This is a genomic window from Nocardioides sp. Soil_C_8, assembly GCF_057656315.1.
Window position 1 is genome coordinate 351,803 of the sequence record NZ_JBDGKQ010000004.1, and the last position, 18,162, is coordinate 369,964.

The following is an 18,162-nucleotide window of genomic DNA, read 5'->3' on the forward strand; positions in this document are numbered from 1 at the left end:
GCACCACGTTCCGCTGCTGGAGGCGACCGGGTCACCGGTCGCCTTCAGTGCGTTGTCGCAGTCATCCGGCAGCGGTCGTCAGGCGCTCGCGCCACACCCGTGCCAACACTGCTTCCGGCAGCCCGGCACGATCGAGCGCCTCTGCGAGCGACCGCCCCCGCGCGGCGGCACGGTAGACGTTCTCCAGCGCGCGCTCCCCCAGTCGCTCGGCGACGATGCGACAGGCCAGCCATGCCTCCTCGTAGCGGGCCTGGAGGTTCCGTCCTCTGGTCTCGAAGTCGGCTGACGTCGGCAACGCACCAGGTACGCCGTCCCGCCTCGCCGACGCGATCGCGCGCCCCAGGGTCACGCGGTCCGGCAGGCGCGTGTCGCGCAGCGCCACATAGTCCGCGAAGCCCTCGAGCAACCAGGGCTCGACCGGCCGCCGCACCGCATCTGTCGCCACGTGGACCAGCTCGTGGCTCATCACCACCTGCGCACCCGCCCGACGCAGGCCGTCCGTGACCTCCGGGTTCACGAACACGTGGACGGGGCCGGCGATGTCCGACGGATCGCCCGCTGGAGCGGTGACCGCCGCGATGCCGGCGTACGTCCCCCGCGGGGCGCCGAGCGTCGCGTCGAGGTCGGCGGCGGTGGCCGGCACCTCCACCACCACGGGTCCGCCCCACTCCGGGAGCACCCGTCGTACGACGCCGATCCCGCGCGTCGCGCGGCCGGAGACTCCGGCAGCCTCGTCCTTCGACCCGTCGACCATCACGAGGACGTCGTCCGACCGCGCCACCGACAACCGGGCGCGGAGCCAGAGAGGAAGGCGCGCGCCCGCCGAGTCGGCCTCCTCGAACGCCGCGATGCCGAGGCCGTCGCCGCTCGGAGCGAACCTCACCAGGACGTCGCTGCGTGCCGGCTCCTCGTCGAAGCCGGCCAGCTGCCACGTGAGCGCCACGACCCCGCTCCACGAGCCGTCCTGCGCGACGGCGCCCGCCTGGTCGACGTAGCGGGCGCTGACCTCCGTCAGGTCGAGCGTGCGGACGTTCGTCGAGATGTCCGACATGAGCGCGCCGGCCGCGGGCAGGTCCGGGGGTGCGAGCCGTGCGAGCGCGTGCGCGTCACGCACGTCGACGGCCTCGACGAATGCTGAGAGCGCGGCTGCCGCTTGTGCCGGACTTGCACGCACGGCCTCGGTGGGCTCGGCGGGCGCGACCTCGTGCCGTCCGTCCCGGGTGAGGACGACGACCAGGGCGGCGACCACCAGGAACAGCGAAAGGCCGGCCGCCCACAGGAGTGGGCGACCGGCCTTCGAGGATCGTGCGTCAGCCAGGACGGACCGCGCCGACGTAGGGCATCGAGTAGAGGCCCGAGACGGCGACACCGGTGCCGGGGTTGGCGGCGTGGACGATCATGCCGTTGCCGATGTACATGCCGACGTGGCTGATCGGGCTGTAGTAGAACACCAGGTCGCCCGGCTGCAGGTCGCTGGCGGCGATGCGCGGACCGGAGCTGAACTGGGCGCTGGAGGAGTGCGGCAGGGAGACGCCGGCCTGTGCCCACGCGCGCATGGTGAGGCCGCTGCAGTCGAACGCGTTCTCGCCCATCGCGCCGTAGACGTAGGCGTCACCGACCTGCGCCATCGCGTACTGGACGGCCGCGGCGGCGCGGCCCGAGGCCGGGACCGAGGCGGCAGCCGGCGCGCGGGTCGTCGTGCCGCGGGAGGCGAGCACGCGCTCGCGCTCCTCGGCCTCGAGGTCGGCCAGCAGGTCCTTGGCCTCGGCGAGCTTCTCGTCGACCGTGTCCTTCTCCGCACTCAGCTGCTCGGTGAGCTTCGCGATCTCCTTGGTGCGGTCCGCAGTGGCCTCACGTCGGATGTCGAGAGCCTGGAGCTCGGTGTCGTAGTCGGAGAGCAGGGAGGCCTGCAGGTCGTTGAAGGAAGACATCGTCGAGAGCGAGTCGAGGAACGCCCCGGGGTCGTCGGAGACGACGATCTGACCGACGGTCGCGATGCCCTCTCCCTCGAGCTGTCGGACGACCGCGTCGGACACCTGGTCGCGGACGGCTCCGAGCCGCTCGTCCTGGCGCTCCTGGTCGGCCTTGAGGCCGTCGAGGTCGCTGCGGAGGTCGGCGAGGTCGAGCTTGGCGTCGTGGAGGCGCTCCTGCGCCGCCTCGGCCTCGTGGTAGAGGCGGTCGACGCGAACCTTGACGTCCTTGATGTCGGGGTCGGCCTGCGCGGGGGTCGCGGGCACGAATGCGATGGCAGCGATCGCGGAGAGACCAAGAACGGTCGCGCCAACTCGCTTGCGGGTGTGAGCCACGAGCGGGGGAACTCCTCGGGGTGTCGTACGCCTACCAGGTGAGCTGACGGGTTCGGCACGACGTGGCCTACTCCTGCTCCTCGTGCCGCTCGCGCAGCACGCCTCACAGGCGATTCACCCCAGGGGGAAGTGTGGTTCCCCGGCTCGTCGACCACGGGTGATGCGGGGGGTGTGGTCCACGACTCGGCGCGACGCCCGCGCGGGCCGGGTGACCCACTGCCACGGACGTCAGCCCACACCCTAGACCGCTCGTGGAGCCGTCGCCAATCTTCGGGTCAACTCGTGGGAGATCGTGTCGTGCGGCACCGAGGTCAGGCCGACTCGATGACCGGGCCGCTCACCGGCTCGACGAGCCGTAGGGGCGGCACGAGGCCACCTGAGGCCAGGACGTCGAGCGCGGCCATCTCGTCGTCGTCGATGGTGAGCTCGGGCGGTGGGCCGAGGAGCACCGTCACCACGCAGTCGTGGCAGTGCAGCCCGCGCACCACACAGGTGTCGCAGTCGATCCGTGTCGTCATGTCCCGAACGGTGACAGGGACCACCGACATCGCGGCCGGCGCGATGCCGGACGAGGGCGGCGGCCGGTCTCAGCGTCTGACGTAGCAGGTCCAGGTCGGCCCGCAGCCGCGTGGTTCGAAGGCCGGGTCGCCGGACATGAGGTCGGCCTGCGCCGAGCCCTCCTGTGCCACCACCACGTCCGAGCCGGCGATGGCGATCGCCGCGCCGTCGTCGCCGTCGAGGAAGTCGAGGTAGGCGGCCTGCACCGGATGACTGAAGGCGTCGAGCGGGTTCCCCGCCCAGAGCATCACGTCCTCGACCGCCAGGGACTCCGACAGCGGGGCTGGAGCCAGGACCACACCGTCTCCCGCCACCCGGGCAACCTCGTCGACGACCTCGGCTCGTGCGCCGAGCACGGCGTCGCCACGAGCGACGACCACAGGGAGCGCCACCACCAGTGGGATGCCGACGACGGCGAGTGCCGCAAGCCCTGCCGAGCGGCGGCTCGCGCGGAGGCCAGCGGTGCGTCCCCCCGCGTCACGGGCGCTCCCCGCGAGGACCACGAGGAGCATGAGCAGCCAGGTCCCGTGGCGCGCCGCACTCGCCGTGGCCACGCACAGACCCAGCACCGCGACGTACTCCCAGGGCCGTCGACGAGACCGCAGGAACAACGCCAGGAGGACGACGCCGGACACCACCATGACCACGTCGAAGGGCATGTCCGGGCTCGGCCGGGCCCACAACCCCTCGCCCCGCTGGGCCGACACGTTGTCGAACACCTCGGCGTAGTAGGCAGGCGTACGCCACAGCTCCGGCGTCGCGCACAGCGCGAGCAGGCTGGACACGCCGACGGACACGCTCAACCACAAGTCCCGGCGGAGGCGTTCGACGAGCAGGTAGGCGCCGAGCACGCACACGCCGAGCAGTGCCGCCCCGTGCAGGTTGGCCCACACGGCGATGAGCGGGATCGCCCACCACACGCGACGGTCCGGCTGACGGACCTGGCTCGTGATGAGGGCGAGCAACAGCGCGAAGGGAAGCAGGGACAGGGTCTGCGCTCGTACGACGCCCAGGGTCGCGAGCGCCCCGGCGCCCAGCGCGAGCAACGCGCCCGCGGTGTAGCGGTCAGTCGCACCACCGGCCCGTGCCGTGCGGGCCAGCACGAACAAGGTGACGACCACGACGACCACGTGCATGAGCACGGTCGCCTGCGGTCCGAGGTCATGGATGACCGAAGCGACGAGCTGGGCGAGCACCGGCACGTTGTGCCAACCCGCCGTGTCGCTGGCGGCGAAGGGCACTCCGTCCGGGACCTCCATCGAGGCCCGGATGTGGTCACCGAGGGCGACCAACCAGTCCCAGTCACCGCCGACGCGGACGAATGCGGCGAAGAACGCGGCGACCAGCGCCATCGACGCGATGGTCCACCGCCACGAGGCGACAGAGGCTGCGGTCGTGCTCATCCGATCACGCCCTCGAGCACCGCACCCGGCACGACCCGCGCTCCGTCGCGTGCCACGTCGCGTGCCACCGCCCGGTCGCTGGTCACCACCACGACCACCCGTCCTCGAGGTTCCGCGGCCACCAGCTGGCGGATGACGTCGTCAGCGATCACGCCCTCGGGGCTGAACACGACGCGCACGCCACGCGGTGCCGGCATCGCCGTACGCACGGTGGACTCCGCGGCGTCGAACACCACGGTGGTCTCCGCGCCGGTCCGTGCGACCAGCGGACCGAGCGCAGCGACCAGTCGGCTCCGCTGCGCCTCGAGGCTGGCGCTCGGCCACCGCTGCTTGGTGACGTTGTAGCCGTCGATGACGAGCCTGGCGCGTGGGAGCGCCAGGGTCTGCTCGAGCAACGCCGGTGTGGCCGGTGCGCTGGAGGAGGGCGCGGCATCGACGCTGGCCAGGGATGCCTCGACGGCGTCGCCCGGAGCGCCGGTGACGGCGGGCAGCGCGAGCTCGCGGCGGAGCCCCGTCGCCGCGTCCACGACGGCGTCGAGCAGGAGCCGGGCCCGGATGCTCGCTGCGTCCCGGTCGGACCGTGTCTCCCTGCGTTGCGCCGCGAGGCCGGCCTCGGCCTCGTCGAGCTGCGCGCGCAGGCGTCGTACGTCCGCCTCGGCATTGCGGGTCGCGGCCTCGGCCGCCGCGACGGCCTGGTCCCGGGTGGTGTACGCCTCGTCGCGGGCATCCTCCGCCGCACGCAGCACACCGCGCGCCTCGCCGAGCCTCTGGCGCAGCACCTTGTGGTCGGCCTTCGCACGCTCGAGCTCCTCGCGGTGCTCGGCACGCACGGCGCTGAGCTCGGCCTGGAGGGCTGCGACCTGCGCAGCCAGTCGGGCCTGCTCGGCGTGCGACTGCTCGTCGCGCGCCTCGTCCTGCTCCAGCGAGCCGGCGACCTCGGCGACGACCAGCTCCCACCCCTCGTCCCTCACGAGCCACGCGCGCGCCGCGGCGTCCACCTGGTCGTCGGAAGAGGCCGGCAGGGCCTGGACCTGCACCGCGGCGTGCTCGCGGAACGTGTCGTCCTCGAGCGCGGTCCAGATCGCAGCACCACCGAGCCGGGCGCGGCGCGCCGGCGCGAAGCCGGCGACCTTGCGCAGGGAGGGCGGCACCGGGGTGACCGACGGCAGCACCGCCGAGACCAGGGCGACCACCCGCAGGCGCAGCCGCTCGGGCAGGGCTGCTGGGTGGGTCACGGACGTCCCGTCATCCGGCGGCCGGGTCCGCGGAGGTGTCGGCCGAGGCGCGGTCCACGACCTCGATCGCGTCGCTGCGTCCGCACCAGCGGCAGGAGACCGACTCGACGGCCTCCGAGCGCACCGTCTCCTCCTCGACCTGGTGGTCACCGGCGAGGTCGAAGTGCCAGTACTCCGTCGTACGACGCGTGCGGGTGACGTCGAAGCGCGTGAGGTTGCCGCAACCGCCACAACGCCACCGCTCGCCGTCACCGGGAATGCGGAGGTCGTTGATCTGCTCGGGCACGGAGTCTCCTCTGGTCGTCGGTCGTCCCTGGGGTCAGGCGCGGTCAGCGTAGTCCGCGCGCCGCGGCCCCGATGTCGGATCCCACGTCTAGCGTCGTCGGACATGAGCACCACCGCCCACCGCCCCACGCGGGAGAGGTCCCGCTGGGAGGCACAGCGCAGCTTCGACGAGCTGGGGCGTCCGCTGCGGGACCTCACCTACTGCGTGGTCGACCTCGAGACCACGGGCGGCTCCGCCGAGGCCGGGTCGATGATCACCGAGATCGGCGCGGTGAAGGTGCGGGGCGGCGAGGTGCTCGGCGAGTTCCAGACGCTGGTCAACCCCCACACGGAGATCCCGGCGTTCATCGCCGTGCTGACGGGCATCAGCAACTCGATGGTCCACGACGCGCCGCCCATCGAGGCGGCGCTGCCCGCCTTCCTGGACTTCGCCGCCGGGTGCGTCCTCGTCGCGCACAACGCACCGTTCGACGTCGGGTTCCTCCAGCACTTCGCGCGCCGTCAGGGACGCCCCTGGCCGAAGTTCGAGGTGCTCGACACGGCCAAGCTGGCGCGCCGCGTCATCACCCGTGACGACGCCCCCAACTGCAAGCTGTCGTCGCTGGCCAAGGTCTTCAACTCGACCACGACGCCCAACCACCGGGCGCTGTCCGACGCACGGGCCACGGTCGACGTGCTCCACGGCCTGATGGAGCGGCTCGGAGGCCTCGGCGTCCACACCCTCGAGGAGCTCCAGACGTTCTCCTCCCGGGTCAGCACGGCCCAGCGCCGCAAGCGCCACCTGGCCGAGGGGTTGCCCCACTCCCCCGGCGTCTACCTCTTCCGCGACGACCGCGCGCGCGTCCTCTACGTCGGGACGTCCAAGGACCTCCGCACCCGGGTCCGGACCTACTTCACCTCGTCGGAGACCCGCACCCGGATGGGAGAGATGGTCGGCCTCGCCGAGTCGGTCACCGGCATCGAGTGCGCCACGCCGCTCGAGGCCGAGGTCCGCGAGCTGCGCCTGATCGCCGAGCACAAGCCCAAGTACAACCGCCGCTCGAGGTTCCCCGAGAAGGTGCACTTCCTCAAGCTCACCCGCGAGGCGTGGCCGCGCCTGTCCCTCGTGCGCAAGGTGCTCGACGACGACGCCGACTACCTCGGCCCGTTCTCCTCGAGGAAGACGGCCGAGAAGTGCCTGGCCGCCCTCCACGAGACCTTCCCCGTCCGACAGTGCAGCGGACGGCTCCCCCTGGCTCCGTCCCGGTCGGCCTGCGTGCTGGCGGAGATGGGGCGGTGCCTGTCCCCGTGCGACGGCTCCACCGACGCCTCGACCTACGGCGCGGTCGTCCGACAGCTGCGCGACACGCTGATGCGCAGCCCGCACGAGGTGGTGGAGGCGATCAACCGGCGCATGACCGCGCTGGCCGAACGCGAGAGGTTCGAGGAGGCCGGCGTCCACCGCGACCGGCTCGCCACCTTCGTCCGGGCCGCGGCCCGCACCCAGCGGCTCTCGGCCCTCGCCCGCTGTCCCGAGGTCGTCGCCGCGCGCCGGGAGGACAACGGCCGCTGGTCGGTGCACGTCGTGCGCCACGGCCGGCTCGCCGCGGCCGGGCTGATCCCGCCCGGCGCCGACGCCCACCAGTACGTCCGCGAGCTGACGGCCAGTGCCGAGACGGTCAGCGACGCCCCCGGACCGGTGCCGGCCGCGACGGCCGAGGAGACGGAGAAGATCCTGCGCTGGCTGGAGTCACCGGGGGTGCGCCTCGTCGACGTCGACGGCGAGTGGGTGTGCCCGCTGGGCGGAGCGGCGCGGCACCTCGCCGTCTACGACGCGGCCAACCAGTCGCGACTGTCGCTGGTGCCCTTCGACGAGCAGCTCCTCCCTTCGCCAGTGCACCGGCCGGTTCGATAGGCGGTGGTCGAGGAGGGCGCCCAGCGCCCGTCACGAGACCTCAGTCGAGCCCGATGCTGAACGCCGACTCCAGGTCGTGCTTCGAGTAGGTCCGGAACGCGATGTGCGTCTCCGTCTCGGTGACACCCTCGACCTTGTTGAGCCTGTCGGCGACGACGGACGCGACGTCCTCGTGCTCCCGCACCCGCACCAGCGCGATGAGGTCGATCGTGCCGGTCACCGAGTAGACCTCGCTCACCCCGTCGAGCGACGCGATCTCCTCGGCGACCTCGGGGATGCGCGCGACGTCGGCCTTCACGAAGACGATGGCGGTGATCATGGGTTCACCGTAGCGGCACGCCGGCGTCCACGCCGCGGCGCTCCGACCGGTCATGATCTCTAGTCATTTGTGACTAGGGGACATCCATTCACCCCCCTGGCCACGATCCCCGGTCCTACGTTGTGGCGGTCTTTCATGTCGCCCGACGAGGGGAAGTTTTCGGGATGTCCGGATCCACTGCACGACGCACTCAGAGAGTCCGGGTGGGTGCTGTCGCGCTCATCGGCCTCGCGGCTTCCCTCCTCGCCCCGCTCGACGCGGCTGTCGCGGGCGTGCCACCGGCCATCCCCGGCTCGCTGACGGCCCAGAACCCCAACGACAGCACCACGGTGCTCACGTGGGAGCACGTTCCGGGCGCGACCCGGTACGACGTGCAGATCGACGACAGCCAGTCCGGCTTCAGCGGCGTCCCGGACGTGTCTGTGAGCACGGTGAGCAACTCCTACGTGCCGACGATGAACCTGAAGGCCGGTACGCAGTACTGGCGCGTCCAGGCCTACAACGCGACCGGCGACCCCTCGGGATGGGCGGACGCGTCCTTCACCAAGGCACCGGTCCAGGTGCCCGTCCTCGTCTCGCCGTCGGAGGCAGCCACGCTGCAGCAGCCCGGCAACCCGCCGGTGCTCACGTGGGAGCCGTCGCCGGGTGCGATCAGCTACCTGGTCGAGGTGGACGGCGACAGCGACTTCGTCGGCTCGACCACCTACGAGACGAAGAGCACCTCGCTCGTCGTCCCCAACCCGCTCGGTGCGGGCGACTGGTTCTGGCGCGTCGTCGCGGCCAAGGACAACAACCTCAAGTCCGAGCCCAGCGCGGCGCGCTCGTTCGTGATCAAGCCGATCCCGGCGCCCGCGATCACGTCCCCGCCCGACAACGCCGACTTCGAGCTCACCGACGTGATCCTCGACTGGGAGCCGGTGCCCGGCGCCGTGTCGTACGAGGTCGAGGTGGCCACCAACACGGACTTCAGCCAGGGCTCGCTGATCGAGCGTCGCACGGGCATCCGCGGAACCCGCTACTCCCCGCCGACCACCTACGACAACAACCAGTACTACTGGCGGGTCCGCGCCATCGACACCGCCAACCTGCCGACGCCGTGGTCCGAGGCGCGCTACAACTTCAACCGCACGTGGCCGGAGAGGCCGAGCCCGGTCTACCCGGCGACCCCCGGGACCGAGGAAGTCCCCGCCCCGCTGTACTTCCAGTGGACCCCGGTGGCGCACGCCTCCGAGTACGAGTTCCAGATCGGCACGCAGGAGAACTTCAGCGTCGGCACGTTCGCGTCGTGCCGGGTGGCGGGGACGACGTACACGCCCAACATGTTCGCCATCAACACCACCGGCATCCCGACCGAGTTCCGCGAGAACGAGGACTGCTGGCCGGTCACCGGCGAGATCAACTACTGGCGCGTCCGCGCCCTGGACCGCCCGTTCAGCAAGAGCGGTGACATCCCGGGCGTGCAGGGCATCTTCTCGCAGACGCAGGACTTCATCTACGCGCCCGACGCCATCACCGACATGTCGCCGAGCGGCGGCGAGACGGTCGATGTCCCGACGTTGAGCTGGAAGCCGCGCGTGGGCGCCCAGACCTACACCGTGACGATCAAGCGCAACGACGGCGCCGTCGTCGACCAGGCCACGACCTACTCCACGTCGTACACACCCAAGGGCAACGTGGTGCTCGACCCGGCCCGCAACCCCTACACGTGGACCGTCAGCAGCAAGTCCACCAAGGGCTCGGGGTCACTCCTCTACACCAACTCCTTCCGGGTGTCGGGCAACGCCGCGACGAGCGCGCAGCCCGCCCTCACGCCGCTCACGCCGACGTCCGGGGCGGGTGACATCACGAACGCGCCCGCGATGACGTGGGCGCCGCTGACCGGCGCCGCCTACTACCGGGTCCAGATCGGCAACGCCATGGACTCCAACCAGGTCTGGTTCTCCAACGAGTACAACAACCTGATCGACTCCCCGGTCCCCTACCCCGCGATGACCGAGATCTCGGCGCGCCTCCAGCTCGCCCAGTCCTACGACTGGCGGGTCAGGGCCTACGACAGCAACAACAACCTGCTCGCCACCGGGCCGGAGTCGCGCTTCACGGTCCAGCCCATCGCGACGGTCACCGGGCACGCGGTCGCACTCGGCGGCCAGCAGCTCGACGACAACTACACCGGGCCGAAGAACCCGTGCACCCAGTCCACGGGCGGCTGCTCGGTACCGGCGACGCCAGTGCTGAAGTGGAAGGCCGACCCGCGGGTGGCCTACTACATGGTCTACGTCAGCGAGGACGCGTCCTTCACGAACCTGCTGGAGCCCAGCAACGCGATCCCGGCCACCACCAACTCGATGTACGCGCCCGCGCTCGACAACGACGACTGGACCTATGGCGACAACCAGGCCGGTCGTGCCTACTACTGGGCCATCCGCCCCTGCCGTGCACCGCTCAACTGTGGCCCCGACCCGGTGTCGGCGACCGACAAGTCGCAGGGCACGTTCACCAAGCGCTCGCCCGCTGTCACCGGCCTGACCAGCAGCGACCCGGCCGGCAACGAGATCACCTTCAGCTGGGACGACTACTTCGAGACGAACCAGGACTACGCCTGGCCGCAGACCGGTGAGCTGAGCTACCAGTCGGCGAAGCAGTACCGCATCGAGGTCTCGTTCCAGGGCAACGTCATCGACCGCCAGGTGGTCGACCAGGCCAGCTACACGGCGTTCGACAAGCTGTATCCCGAGGGCACCCTCGAGTGGCGCGTCCAGGCCATCGACTCCGACGACAACGGCCTGACCTGGTCGGACACCAAGCAGCTGGTCAAGAAGAGCCCTCAGGTCACGCTCAGCGCACCCGTGGGCAACACCACGGTGGTCGGCACCGCGCCCCTGCGCTGGTCCTCGCAGGCCTTCGCGTCGTCCTACGACGTCGAGATCAACCGCAACGACGACACGACGTTCGCGGCCGGCACCCGGGTGGTGTCCGCCAACGACGTCCGCACCTCGGCGTTCAGCCCGTCCGTCCCGCTCCCCGCCAGCACCTCTGCCTACGTGTGGCGGGTACGTCGCACCGACGCGTCGGGGAACAAGGGACCGTGGTCGGCCCCCGGCCGCTTCTTCGTCGGCTCCGGCAACGTCACGATGCTGGCCCCGACCGCGGGCTCGTCGGTGTCCCCCAACGGCCCGGTTCTCCAGTGGCAGCCGGTCACCGGCGCCGCGACCTACAGCGTCTCCGGTGCCCCGACCGGCGGCTCCGGCGCCCAGATCAACGCCGTGACCGCCGCGACCGCGTACGCTCCGCCGGCCTACCTCACGATGGGTGGTTACCAGTGGACGGTCATCGCCCGCGACGGCAACGGCAGCGAGATCGCGCGCGCCACCTCGACCTTCGCCGTCGACTCCCAGATCCAGGCCGTCCAGGCACCGGAGATCCAGTCCCCCGCGGGGACGGGGGTCGGCAAGACCCTCACCAGCCGCGCGGTCACGTGGAACATGAGTGGAGTCGACACGACCTACCAGTGGTTGCGGGACGGCAGCGCGATCTTCGGCGCCACGGGCACGTCGTACACGCTGACGACCGATGACTTCGGGAAGGTGATCTCGCTGCGCGCCACCGGCAAGAAGGCCGGCTACCTCGACGGCGTCTCGACGAGCACCCCCGTCTCCACGACCTCGGGTGACGCGGTCAACAACATCACCCCGCCGACGATCAGCGGCAACCCGACCGTGGGCAGCTACCTGACCGGCAACCCCGGTACGTGGTCCGGCGGCTGGTCGACCTCCACCAGCATGGTGTGGCTGCGCGACGGCGTCCAGATCCCCGGCGCCACGTCGGGCCTGTACCAGGTCACCCCGGAGGACGGGGGGCACGCGATCTCGATCCGGGTCACCGCCAAGCAGACCGGCTTCGCCGACGGCGTGATGGTCTCGCAGCCGACGGTGATCCAGACACTCCAGGCGACGTCCCCGGTCACCATCTCGGCGCCCAGCGGCACAGGAGTGGGAGCGACCCTCCTCGTCGCGGCACCGTCCTGGAACCAGGCACCTGTCGACACCACCTACCAGTGGCTGCGAGACGGCCAGACCCTCTGGGGTGCCACCGGGGCGAGCTACACGATCGGCGTCGACGACATCGGCAAGACGATCTCGGTGCGGGCGATCGGCCGCAAGGCCGGGTTCCCCGACGGGACGTCGGTCAGCAACGGCATCGCCGCGACCCGCGGCAGCGCCCCCCAGGTGCTCACCGCACCGGGGATCAAGGGCACGGCGGCCGTCGGCTCGATGCTCACCGCCGATCCCGGCACGTGGACCCACAGCCCGACCTACACCTATGTGTGGCTGCGCAACGGTGTCCCGATCGCCGGGGCGACCCAGGGCACCTACTGGGTGACCGCTTCCGACGCGGCGTCGCAGATCAGCCTCCAGGTGAGCGCCACCTCGGCCGGTCGCGATCCGGGGCAGGCCGTCACGGCCCCGCTCGCGATCGCGAAGCTGAAGTCGACGACGTCGCTGGCGGTCACGCCCTACGCGGTCACGCGCAAGGTTCGCGCCAAGCTCGCGATCACCGTCTCGGCGCCGGGCCAGCCCGCACCGACCGGGACGTTGGTGATCAAGGACGGCAAGAAGACGATCAAGAAGCTGTCACTCACAGCGGCCAAGAAGGGCGCGATCACCTTCAAGATGCCCAAGCTGGCGGCGCGCAAGCACAAGCTGACGGTGACCTACTCGGGCTCGGCCACCGTGACGGGCTCGAAGGCCAAGCTCGTCCTCAAGGTGAAGCGGTAGTGGAGAACCGTGCAGCCGGGTCACGGCGGAAGTAGTCTCCCGCCGTGACCTGGCTCGCGGACCACTGGCTCGACATCGTCGGGTGGGGTGGCAGTGCGCTGCTCGTCTACTCGCTCCTCCAGACGAGCGTGCTGCGCCTCCGGGTGCTCAACCTGGTCGCGTGCCTCATCCTCGTCGTGTTCAACGCGCTGCTCGGCGTGTGGCCGATGGCCGCGATGAACGCTGCGCTCGCCGTGATCAACCTCTGGTTCATCCTCCCGATGGTGCGTCAGCGCCATGACCAGTCGGCCTTCGAGGTGCTCGAGGTCGGGCCTGCCGACGAGTACCTGCGCTACGTGCTGCGCGTGCACGGCGCCGACATCCTCCGGTTCAACCCGGACTTCGTGCACGACCCCGGCGCCACGGACCAAGCCTCGTTCCTGGTGCAGAAGGGAGACGAGACCGTGGGAGTGGTGCTCCTGCGCCGCGAGCGCGAGACGGCGCACGTCCTGCTGGACTACGTGACCCCCCGGTTTCGCGACTTCTCCCCCGGAGAGTTCGTCTGGCGCCGCAGTGGGTTGCTGACCGACCGCGGGATACGGCGGGTCGTGACGCACCCGGGCATGGTCAACCCCTACTACGACCGGGTCGGCTTCCGGCGCTCGGGTGACACCTGGATGCTGGAGCTGTGAGGTGACCGGAGCGCGTCGACGACCGACGCCCTTCTGGGGTGCCCTGCTCGCCATCGCCCTGATGCAGGTTGCGTGGGCGCTGGCCCTCCCCGCATGGTCGGGTCCGGACGAGATCGAGCACGTCAAACGTGCCTCTGCCGTCGCAGGCGGCGGGGTGGTCTCCTCGTCGGCCACCAACGAGACCGGTCACGCGTACGTCTCCGTCGAGCGGGACGTCGCAGCGGCGCTCCGCTCCACCTGCGCCGACCTGCACCAGGACCTCCAGCCCGAGTCCTGCGAGGCTGCGGGCGCTGATGGACCGGACCGGGTGCTCATGCCGGCCACGACTGCGGGCTACAACCCCGCCTACTACCTGCTCGTCGCGCCGGCCTCCTGGCTTCTCGAGGGGGACGCGACCCTCTGGGGCATCCGCGGCATCGGCGCGTGCGTCTCGGCGCTCCTGCTCGCGTGGGCGTGGGCCGTTAGCGCGCGAACAGCGACGACCACGTGGCAGGGGGTGGGGATGATGCTGTGCCTGACGCCCGCCGTCACGTTCGCGAGCGTCGTCGGTGCTCCCAACGGGATCCAGCTCGCGGCCGCGTTGCTCATGTGGACCAGCCTCGTCTCCCGCGGGCGAGAGCCGTGCGACGGATCGGATCGGGGCCGGGGCACCGCGCTCGGCGTCGCCGTGGCGCTCATGGTGCTCACCCATGCGCTCGGCGTGCTGTGGCTCGCCTGCACGGCCGTGGTCCTGTGGCTCTGGCAGGGGTTCCCCGGCGTCCGCACTCTGCTCGGTGACCTGCGCGCCGCACGACTGGCCACCCTCACAGCAGCCGCGGCGACCGCCTCAGTCGTCCTCTGGAGCCTCCTCGTCGGCACCAACGACACCAGCGTCAGCGACCCGCTGGCCTCCAGCACCAAGGAGATCCCCGCCTTCGCGCACGCCATCGTGTGGGTCTTCCAGGTCGTCGGGACGATGCCCTACCGCTTCGGCCTCGTGTGGCCCGTGGTGTACGCGCTCTGGATCGCCGCCGTCGTCGCGCTGGTGTGGAGCGCACTGAGGTCGCGCGACACCAGGGCGACCCTGGCGATCCTCGGCGCACTTGCTGCTGCCAGCGTCATTCCCGTGGGGGTCACGGTGCTCACCTACGACGCACTGGGCTTCGCGTGGCAGGGGCGCTACGAGCTGCCCCTGCTGTTCGCTGTGCCCCTGCTCGCCGCAGAGGTCACCCGCGGGTTCCTTCCCCGGATCCGGTACGCCACTGACGCGGTGGTGGGCACAGCGGGTCTGGCCCTGTCGCTGGCGGTGGCCTGCCTCGCACTGCGCGAGGACGTCGCCACGGCTTCCACGACCGTGGCCGTCGTGGCCGCCGCGACCGGATGGTCCGGGGCGTGGTGGGTGCTGCGCTCCTCCGTCGCTCCGGACGGACGCGCCGGTCCCGTCGGCTCCGCCGGGGCCGACTCGGCTCGGACGCCCGCGGACCCCGCGGCGAGGCCCTAGGCCGACGTCGCCGCCACCCAGCGCCCGAGCGCAGCCTCGGCCGCGCCCGAGTCGATCGCCTCGGCGGCCTTGGCCACGCCAGCAGCGAGGGCCGCGTCGACCTCGGAGTCCGGGGAGTCGTGGACCGCGAGCGCAGCGCCGGCGTTGAGCACCACCGCGTCCCGGACGGGGCCCTGCTCCCCCGCCAGGAGACGGCGTACGACGTCGGCGTTGTGCGCGGCGTCGCCACCGCGGAGGTCCTCGGTCGTCGCCGGGGCGAGGCCGAGGGACGCGGGGTCGACCGAGCTCTCGGTGACCTGGCCGTCGTGCACACGCCAGAGGGTCGAGGTGGTCGTGGTGGTCAGCTCGTCGAGGCCGTCGTCCCCGCGGAAGACCCACGCGTCGACTCCGCGACCAGCGAGCACACCTGCCATCACCGGCGCCATCCGGACGTCGGCGCAGCCGATGGCCTGTGCCTGCGGGCGGGCCGGGTTGGTCAGCGGGCCGAGGATGTTGAACGTCGTGGCGATACCGAGCTCCCGACGCGGCACCGCAGCGTGCCGCATCGCCGGGTGGAAGGCGGCGGAGAAGCAGAAGGTGATGCCGGCCTCCTCCGCGACCTCGGCGACCCGCGCCGGGGCGAGGTCGAGACGGATGCCGAGTGCCTCGAGGACGTCGGCCGACCCGGACTTCGACGACGCCGAGCGGTTGCCGTGCTTGACCACCCGCGCCCCGGCGCCGGCAGCGACGATCGCGGACATGGTGGAGATGTTGACCGACATCGACCGGTCGCCGCCGGTGCCGACGATGTCGAGCAGCCGACCAGGCACCGAGATCGGGTTGGCCGCGGCGAGCATCGCGTCTGCGATGCCGGTGACCTCGTCCACCGTTTCGCCCTTGGCGCGCAGCGCCACGACGAACCCGGTCAGCTGGACGGGGGTCGCCGCACCGGCGAAGACCTCGTCCATGGCCCATCGCGCCTGCTCGGTCGTCAGGTCGTCACCGGCGACCAGCGTGGAGAGGACGTCGGGCCAGGTGTGGGACATGGGATCAGGCTAGTGGCGCCGCGACCCCGCGCCCGAGGGGTGTCAGGACGTGGCCGGGACCGACGGCCGGAGCAGGCCGATGACGGCCTCGGCGAGCTGGATCGGGTCGATCGGGTGCGGGACGGCGGCCTCGGCGCGCGACCAGGTCGCGAGCCAGGCGTCCTGGGGGCGGCCGGTCAGCACCACGACGGGCGGGCACTGGTAGATCTCGTCCTTGAGCTGCTTGGCGATGCCCATGCCGCCCGCGGGTACGGCCTCACCGTCGAGGATCGCGAGGGCGATGTCGCCGCGGTCCATGTTCTGCAGGACGACCGGCTCGGTGGCGACCTCGACGTACTCCAGCTCCGGGAGGTCGGGGTGCGGACGGCGGCCCAGGGCGAGGATGACCTGCTGGCGGGTGTTCACGTCGTCGCTGTAGACGAGGACCTTCAGGGCGCGGTCTGCGGCGGCATCAGTCACGAGAGGCATCGTAACCACCGCCACGCGCCCCTGGCGCCGAGGCATGCGTCACAGGCAGGTCTCGACACGCCCGCTCGTTCCTCGCGGACTACTCGACCACCGAATGGCGCGCACGCCGCTCCTCGAGGTCGAGGCGACGGTCCTCGCGGGCGGCCTCCTTCATCGACGAGCGCACCCACTGGGTGAACAGCACCCCGAAGAACAGGACACCGATGAGGTCGCCGCTGGCCCAGAGGATGCCGCCGGCAAGGTGCTGGTCCTCGAGCATCGGCGGGAGCCAGGCGCCCATCGGACCCTCCCGCAGCGCGAGGTAGTGCTGCTCGCCGATGATCCTCGTCTGGCCCATGATCGTGACGCCCAGGAACGCGTGGAACGGCAGCGTCATGAGCGTGAGGAGCACACGGAACGGGTGGGTGAGCCGGCCGGGCACCGGGTCGACGCCCACCAGCGGCCAGAAGAACAGCGTGCCGACCAGCACCAGGTGGATGTGCATCATCTGGTGGACGAAGGACGAGCTGAGACTGGCGTCGTACCAGGGGCTGAAGTAGAGCGCCCACGGGGAGGCGACGTAGAGCACGAAGGTGAGCGGCGGGAACGCCAGCACCTTGGCCACCCGGGAGTGGAGCACCGCGAGCAGCCACCGCCGGGGCGTCGCCGGGAGGGTGCGCAGCGCGAGCGTCACCGGGGCGCCGAGCGCCAGGGCGAGCGGCACCACCATCGACAGGATCATGTGCTGCACCATGTGGACGCTCAGGAGCGTGGTGTCGTAGATGCCCAGTCCCGACATCGTGGCGAAGGCGAACGAGCCCATCCCGAGCCCCACGAACGCCAGCGTCCGGCCGACCGGCCAGCGGTCGCCGCGGCGACGCAGCGTGGCCACCCCGAGGGTGTACAGACCGACGGCCCAGACCGTCACCACGAAGGGGATCGGGTCGATCCCCCAGTCCGTGAGGACACGTCCGAGCGTGAATCTCGGGAGGACCTCGGCGGCGTCCGCGGAGAGGGCGAGGTGGGCGTTGAGCACGTTGTGAACTTTATGACGGGACAACACAGGGGGTCGGGGTGCCCCTCGTCCCCAGCAACGGCCATAATGACTTCCGTGGCGACAGCAACTGCGACGATTCCGGCCTCCCGCCTGCACGGGCACCACGACCGACCCAGCATGGTCAGCGTGGGCACCATCATCTGGCTCTCGAGCGAGCTGATGTTCTTCGCGGCGCTGTTCGCGTCCTACTTCACCATCCGTGCGGTGAGCCCAGAGCTCTGGGCGCAGGAGACCGCCAAGCTCAACGTCCCGTTCTCCACGGCCAACACCGCGATCCTGGTCGCGTCGTCGTTCGCCTGCCAGTGGGGCGTCTTCGCCGCCGAGCGCGGCCAGGTCGGCCGCACCGGGGGCCTGCTCAACTTCACCAAGTGGGGCCTGCGCGAGTGGTTCATCCTCACCTACGTCATGGGCGCCATCTTCATCGGCGGCCAGGCCCTGGAGTACGCCGAGCTGATCGAGCACGGCGTGACCATCCCGAGCTCCGCCTACGGCTCGATGTTCTACCTGACCACCGGCTTCCACGGCATCCACGTGGCCGGCGGGCTGATCGCCTTCCTGTTCGTCCTGGGCCGCACCTACCTGGCCCGACGCTTCACCCACGAGCAAGCCGTCACCGCGATCGTCGTGTCCTACTACTGGCACTTCGTCGACGTGGTCTGGATCGGCCTGTTCTTCACGATCTACGTCATCCAGTAAGCACCCCCAGA

General features: G+C 71.0%; 15 protein-coding genes and 1 riboswitch. Of the genes, 5 read left to right on the plus strand and 10 right to left on the minus strand.

Translation table 11 applies throughout. From position 1 onward, the window contains the following. Positions 1-61: 61 nt before the first annotated feature. From AC3A3L_RS18710 to AC3A3L_RS18735, 6 genes are all read right to left on the minus strand, one after another. Entirely contained in the window at positions 62-1,249 is a 1,188-nt protein-coding gene (locus AC3A3L_RS18710) for a hypothetical protein (RefSeq protein ID WP_487641550.1), read from the minus strand. 61 nt (positions 1,250-1,310) lie between these two features. Further along, positions 1,311-2,237 carry a C40 family peptidase gene (locus AC3A3L_RS18715; RefSeq protein WP_487641551.1) on the minus strand — a complete coding sequence of 309 codons (927 nt, stop codon included), beginning with the start codon at positions 2,235-2,237 and terminating at the stop codon, positions 1,311-1,313. 99 nt (positions 2,238-2,336) lie between these two features. Continuing rightward, a riboswitch (cyclic di-AMP (ydaO/yuaA leader) is annotated at positions 2,337-2,472 on the minus strand. 145 nt (positions 2,473-2,617) lie between these two features. Further along, positions 2,618-2,824 carry a hypothetical protein gene (locus AC3A3L_RS18720; RefSeq protein ID WP_268112511.1) on the minus strand — a complete coding sequence of 69 codons (207 nt, stop codon included), beginning with the start codon at positions 2,822-2,824 and terminating at the stop codon, positions 2,618-2,620. Positions 2,825-2,893: 69 nt separating this feature from the next. Next, the gene (locus AC3A3L_RS18725) at positions 2,894-4,267 is read right to left on the minus strand and encodes a hypothetical protein (protein ID WP_487641552.1); all 1,374 of its coding nucleotides are present in this window, start codon (positions 4,265-4,267) and stop codon (positions 2,894-2,896) included. After that, a complete protein-coding gene (locus AC3A3L_RS18730; RefSeq protein WP_487641553.1) occupies positions 4,264-5,502 on the minus strand; it encodes an NYN domain-containing protein in 1,239 nt (412 codons plus the stop codon). Before AC3A3L_RS18730 ends, AC3A3L_RS18725 begins: the two co-directional genes overlap by 4 nt. 10 nt (positions 5,503-5,512) lie before the next feature. Then, the gene (locus AC3A3L_RS18735) at positions 5,513-5,788 is read right to left on the minus strand and encodes a hypothetical protein (RefSeq protein ID WP_487641554.1); all 276 of its coding nucleotides are present in this window, start codon (positions 5,786-5,788) and stop codon (positions 5,513-5,515) included. 102 nt (positions 5,789-5,890) lie between these two features. On the opposite strand from AC3A3L_RS18735, the gene AC3A3L_RS18740 reads away from it, so the two are divergent. Then, positions 5,891-7,681 (plus strand): DEDD exonuclease domain-containing protein, encoded by a 1,791-nt coding sequence (locus AC3A3L_RS18740; protein ID WP_487641555.1) that lies wholly within the window; start codon positions 5,891-5,893, stop codon positions 7,679-7,681. Between the two features lie 40 nt (positions 7,682-7,721). Here the strand turns inward: AC3A3L_RS18740 and AC3A3L_RS18745 are convergent, their stop codons facing one another. Next, positions 7,722-8,000 carry an Lrp/AsnC family transcriptional regulator gene (locus AC3A3L_RS18745; RefSeq protein WP_487641556.1) on the minus strand — a complete coding sequence of 93 codons (279 nt, stop codon included), beginning with the start codon at positions 7,998-8,000 and terminating at the stop codon, positions 7,722-7,724. 203 nt (positions 8,001-8,203) lie between these two features. Here AC3A3L_RS18745 and AC3A3L_RS18750 point away from each other — a divergent pair, with 203 nt between their 5' ends. The 3 genes from AC3A3L_RS18750 to AC3A3L_RS18760 are packed head-to-tail and all read left to right on the plus strand — an operon-like array spanning position 8,204 to position 14,926. Further along, positions 8,204-12,775 (plus strand): Ig-like domain repeat protein, encoded by a 4,572-nt coding sequence (locus AC3A3L_RS18750; protein ID WP_487641557.1) that lies wholly within the window; start codon positions 8,204-8,206, stop codon positions 12,773-12,775. Positions 12,776-12,819: 44 nt separating this feature from the next. Continuing rightward, positions 12,820-13,446, plus strand: coding sequence for a hypothetical protein (locus AC3A3L_RS18755; protein ID WP_487641558.1), 627 nt, complete (start codon positions 12,820-12,822; stop codon positions 13,444-13,446). Position 13,447: 1 nt separating this feature from the next. Beyond that, on the plus strand, positions 13,448-14,926 hold the full coding sequence (locus AC3A3L_RS18760) for a DUF2142 domain-containing protein (protein ID WP_487641559.1): 1,479 nt from the start codon (positions 13,448-13,450) through the stop codon (positions 14,924-14,926). Here AC3A3L_RS18760 and trpD read toward each other — a convergent pair. The 3 genes from trpD to AC3A3L_RS18775 form a co-directional block, all read right to left on the minus strand. Then, positions 14,923-15,951: an anthranilate phosphoribosyltransferase gene (gene trpD, locus AC3A3L_RS18765; protein WP_487641560.1), complete on the minus strand. Its 1,029-nt coding sequence runs from the start codon at positions 15,949-15,951 to the stop codon at positions 14,923-14,925. The two genes, AC3A3L_RS18760 and trpD, sit on opposite strands and share 4 nt — an antisense overlap. Positions 15,952-15,993: 42 nt before the next feature. Beyond that, positions 15,994-16,410 carry an Rv3143 family two-component system response regulator gene (locus AC3A3L_RS18770; RefSeq protein WP_477507493.1) on the minus strand — a complete coding sequence of 139 codons (417 nt, stop codon included), beginning with the start codon at positions 16,408-16,410 and terminating at the stop codon, positions 15,994-15,996. Positions 16,411-16,498: 88 nt separating this feature from the next. Further along, positions 16,499-17,434 (minus strand): cytochrome c oxidase assembly protein, encoded by a 936-nt coding sequence (locus AC3A3L_RS18775; protein WP_487641561.1) that lies wholly within the window; start codon positions 17,432-17,434, stop codon positions 16,499-16,501. A 66-nt stretch (positions 17,435-17,500) separates the two neighbouring features. Between AC3A3L_RS18775 and ctaE the strand changes: the two genes are divergently transcribed. After that, positions 17,501-18,151, plus strand: coding sequence for an aa3-type cytochrome oxidase subunit III (ctaE, locus tag AC3A3L_RS18780; protein WP_487641562.1), 651 nt, complete (start codon positions 17,501-17,503; stop codon positions 18,149-18,151). Positions 18,152-18,162: the final 11 nt, after the last annotated feature.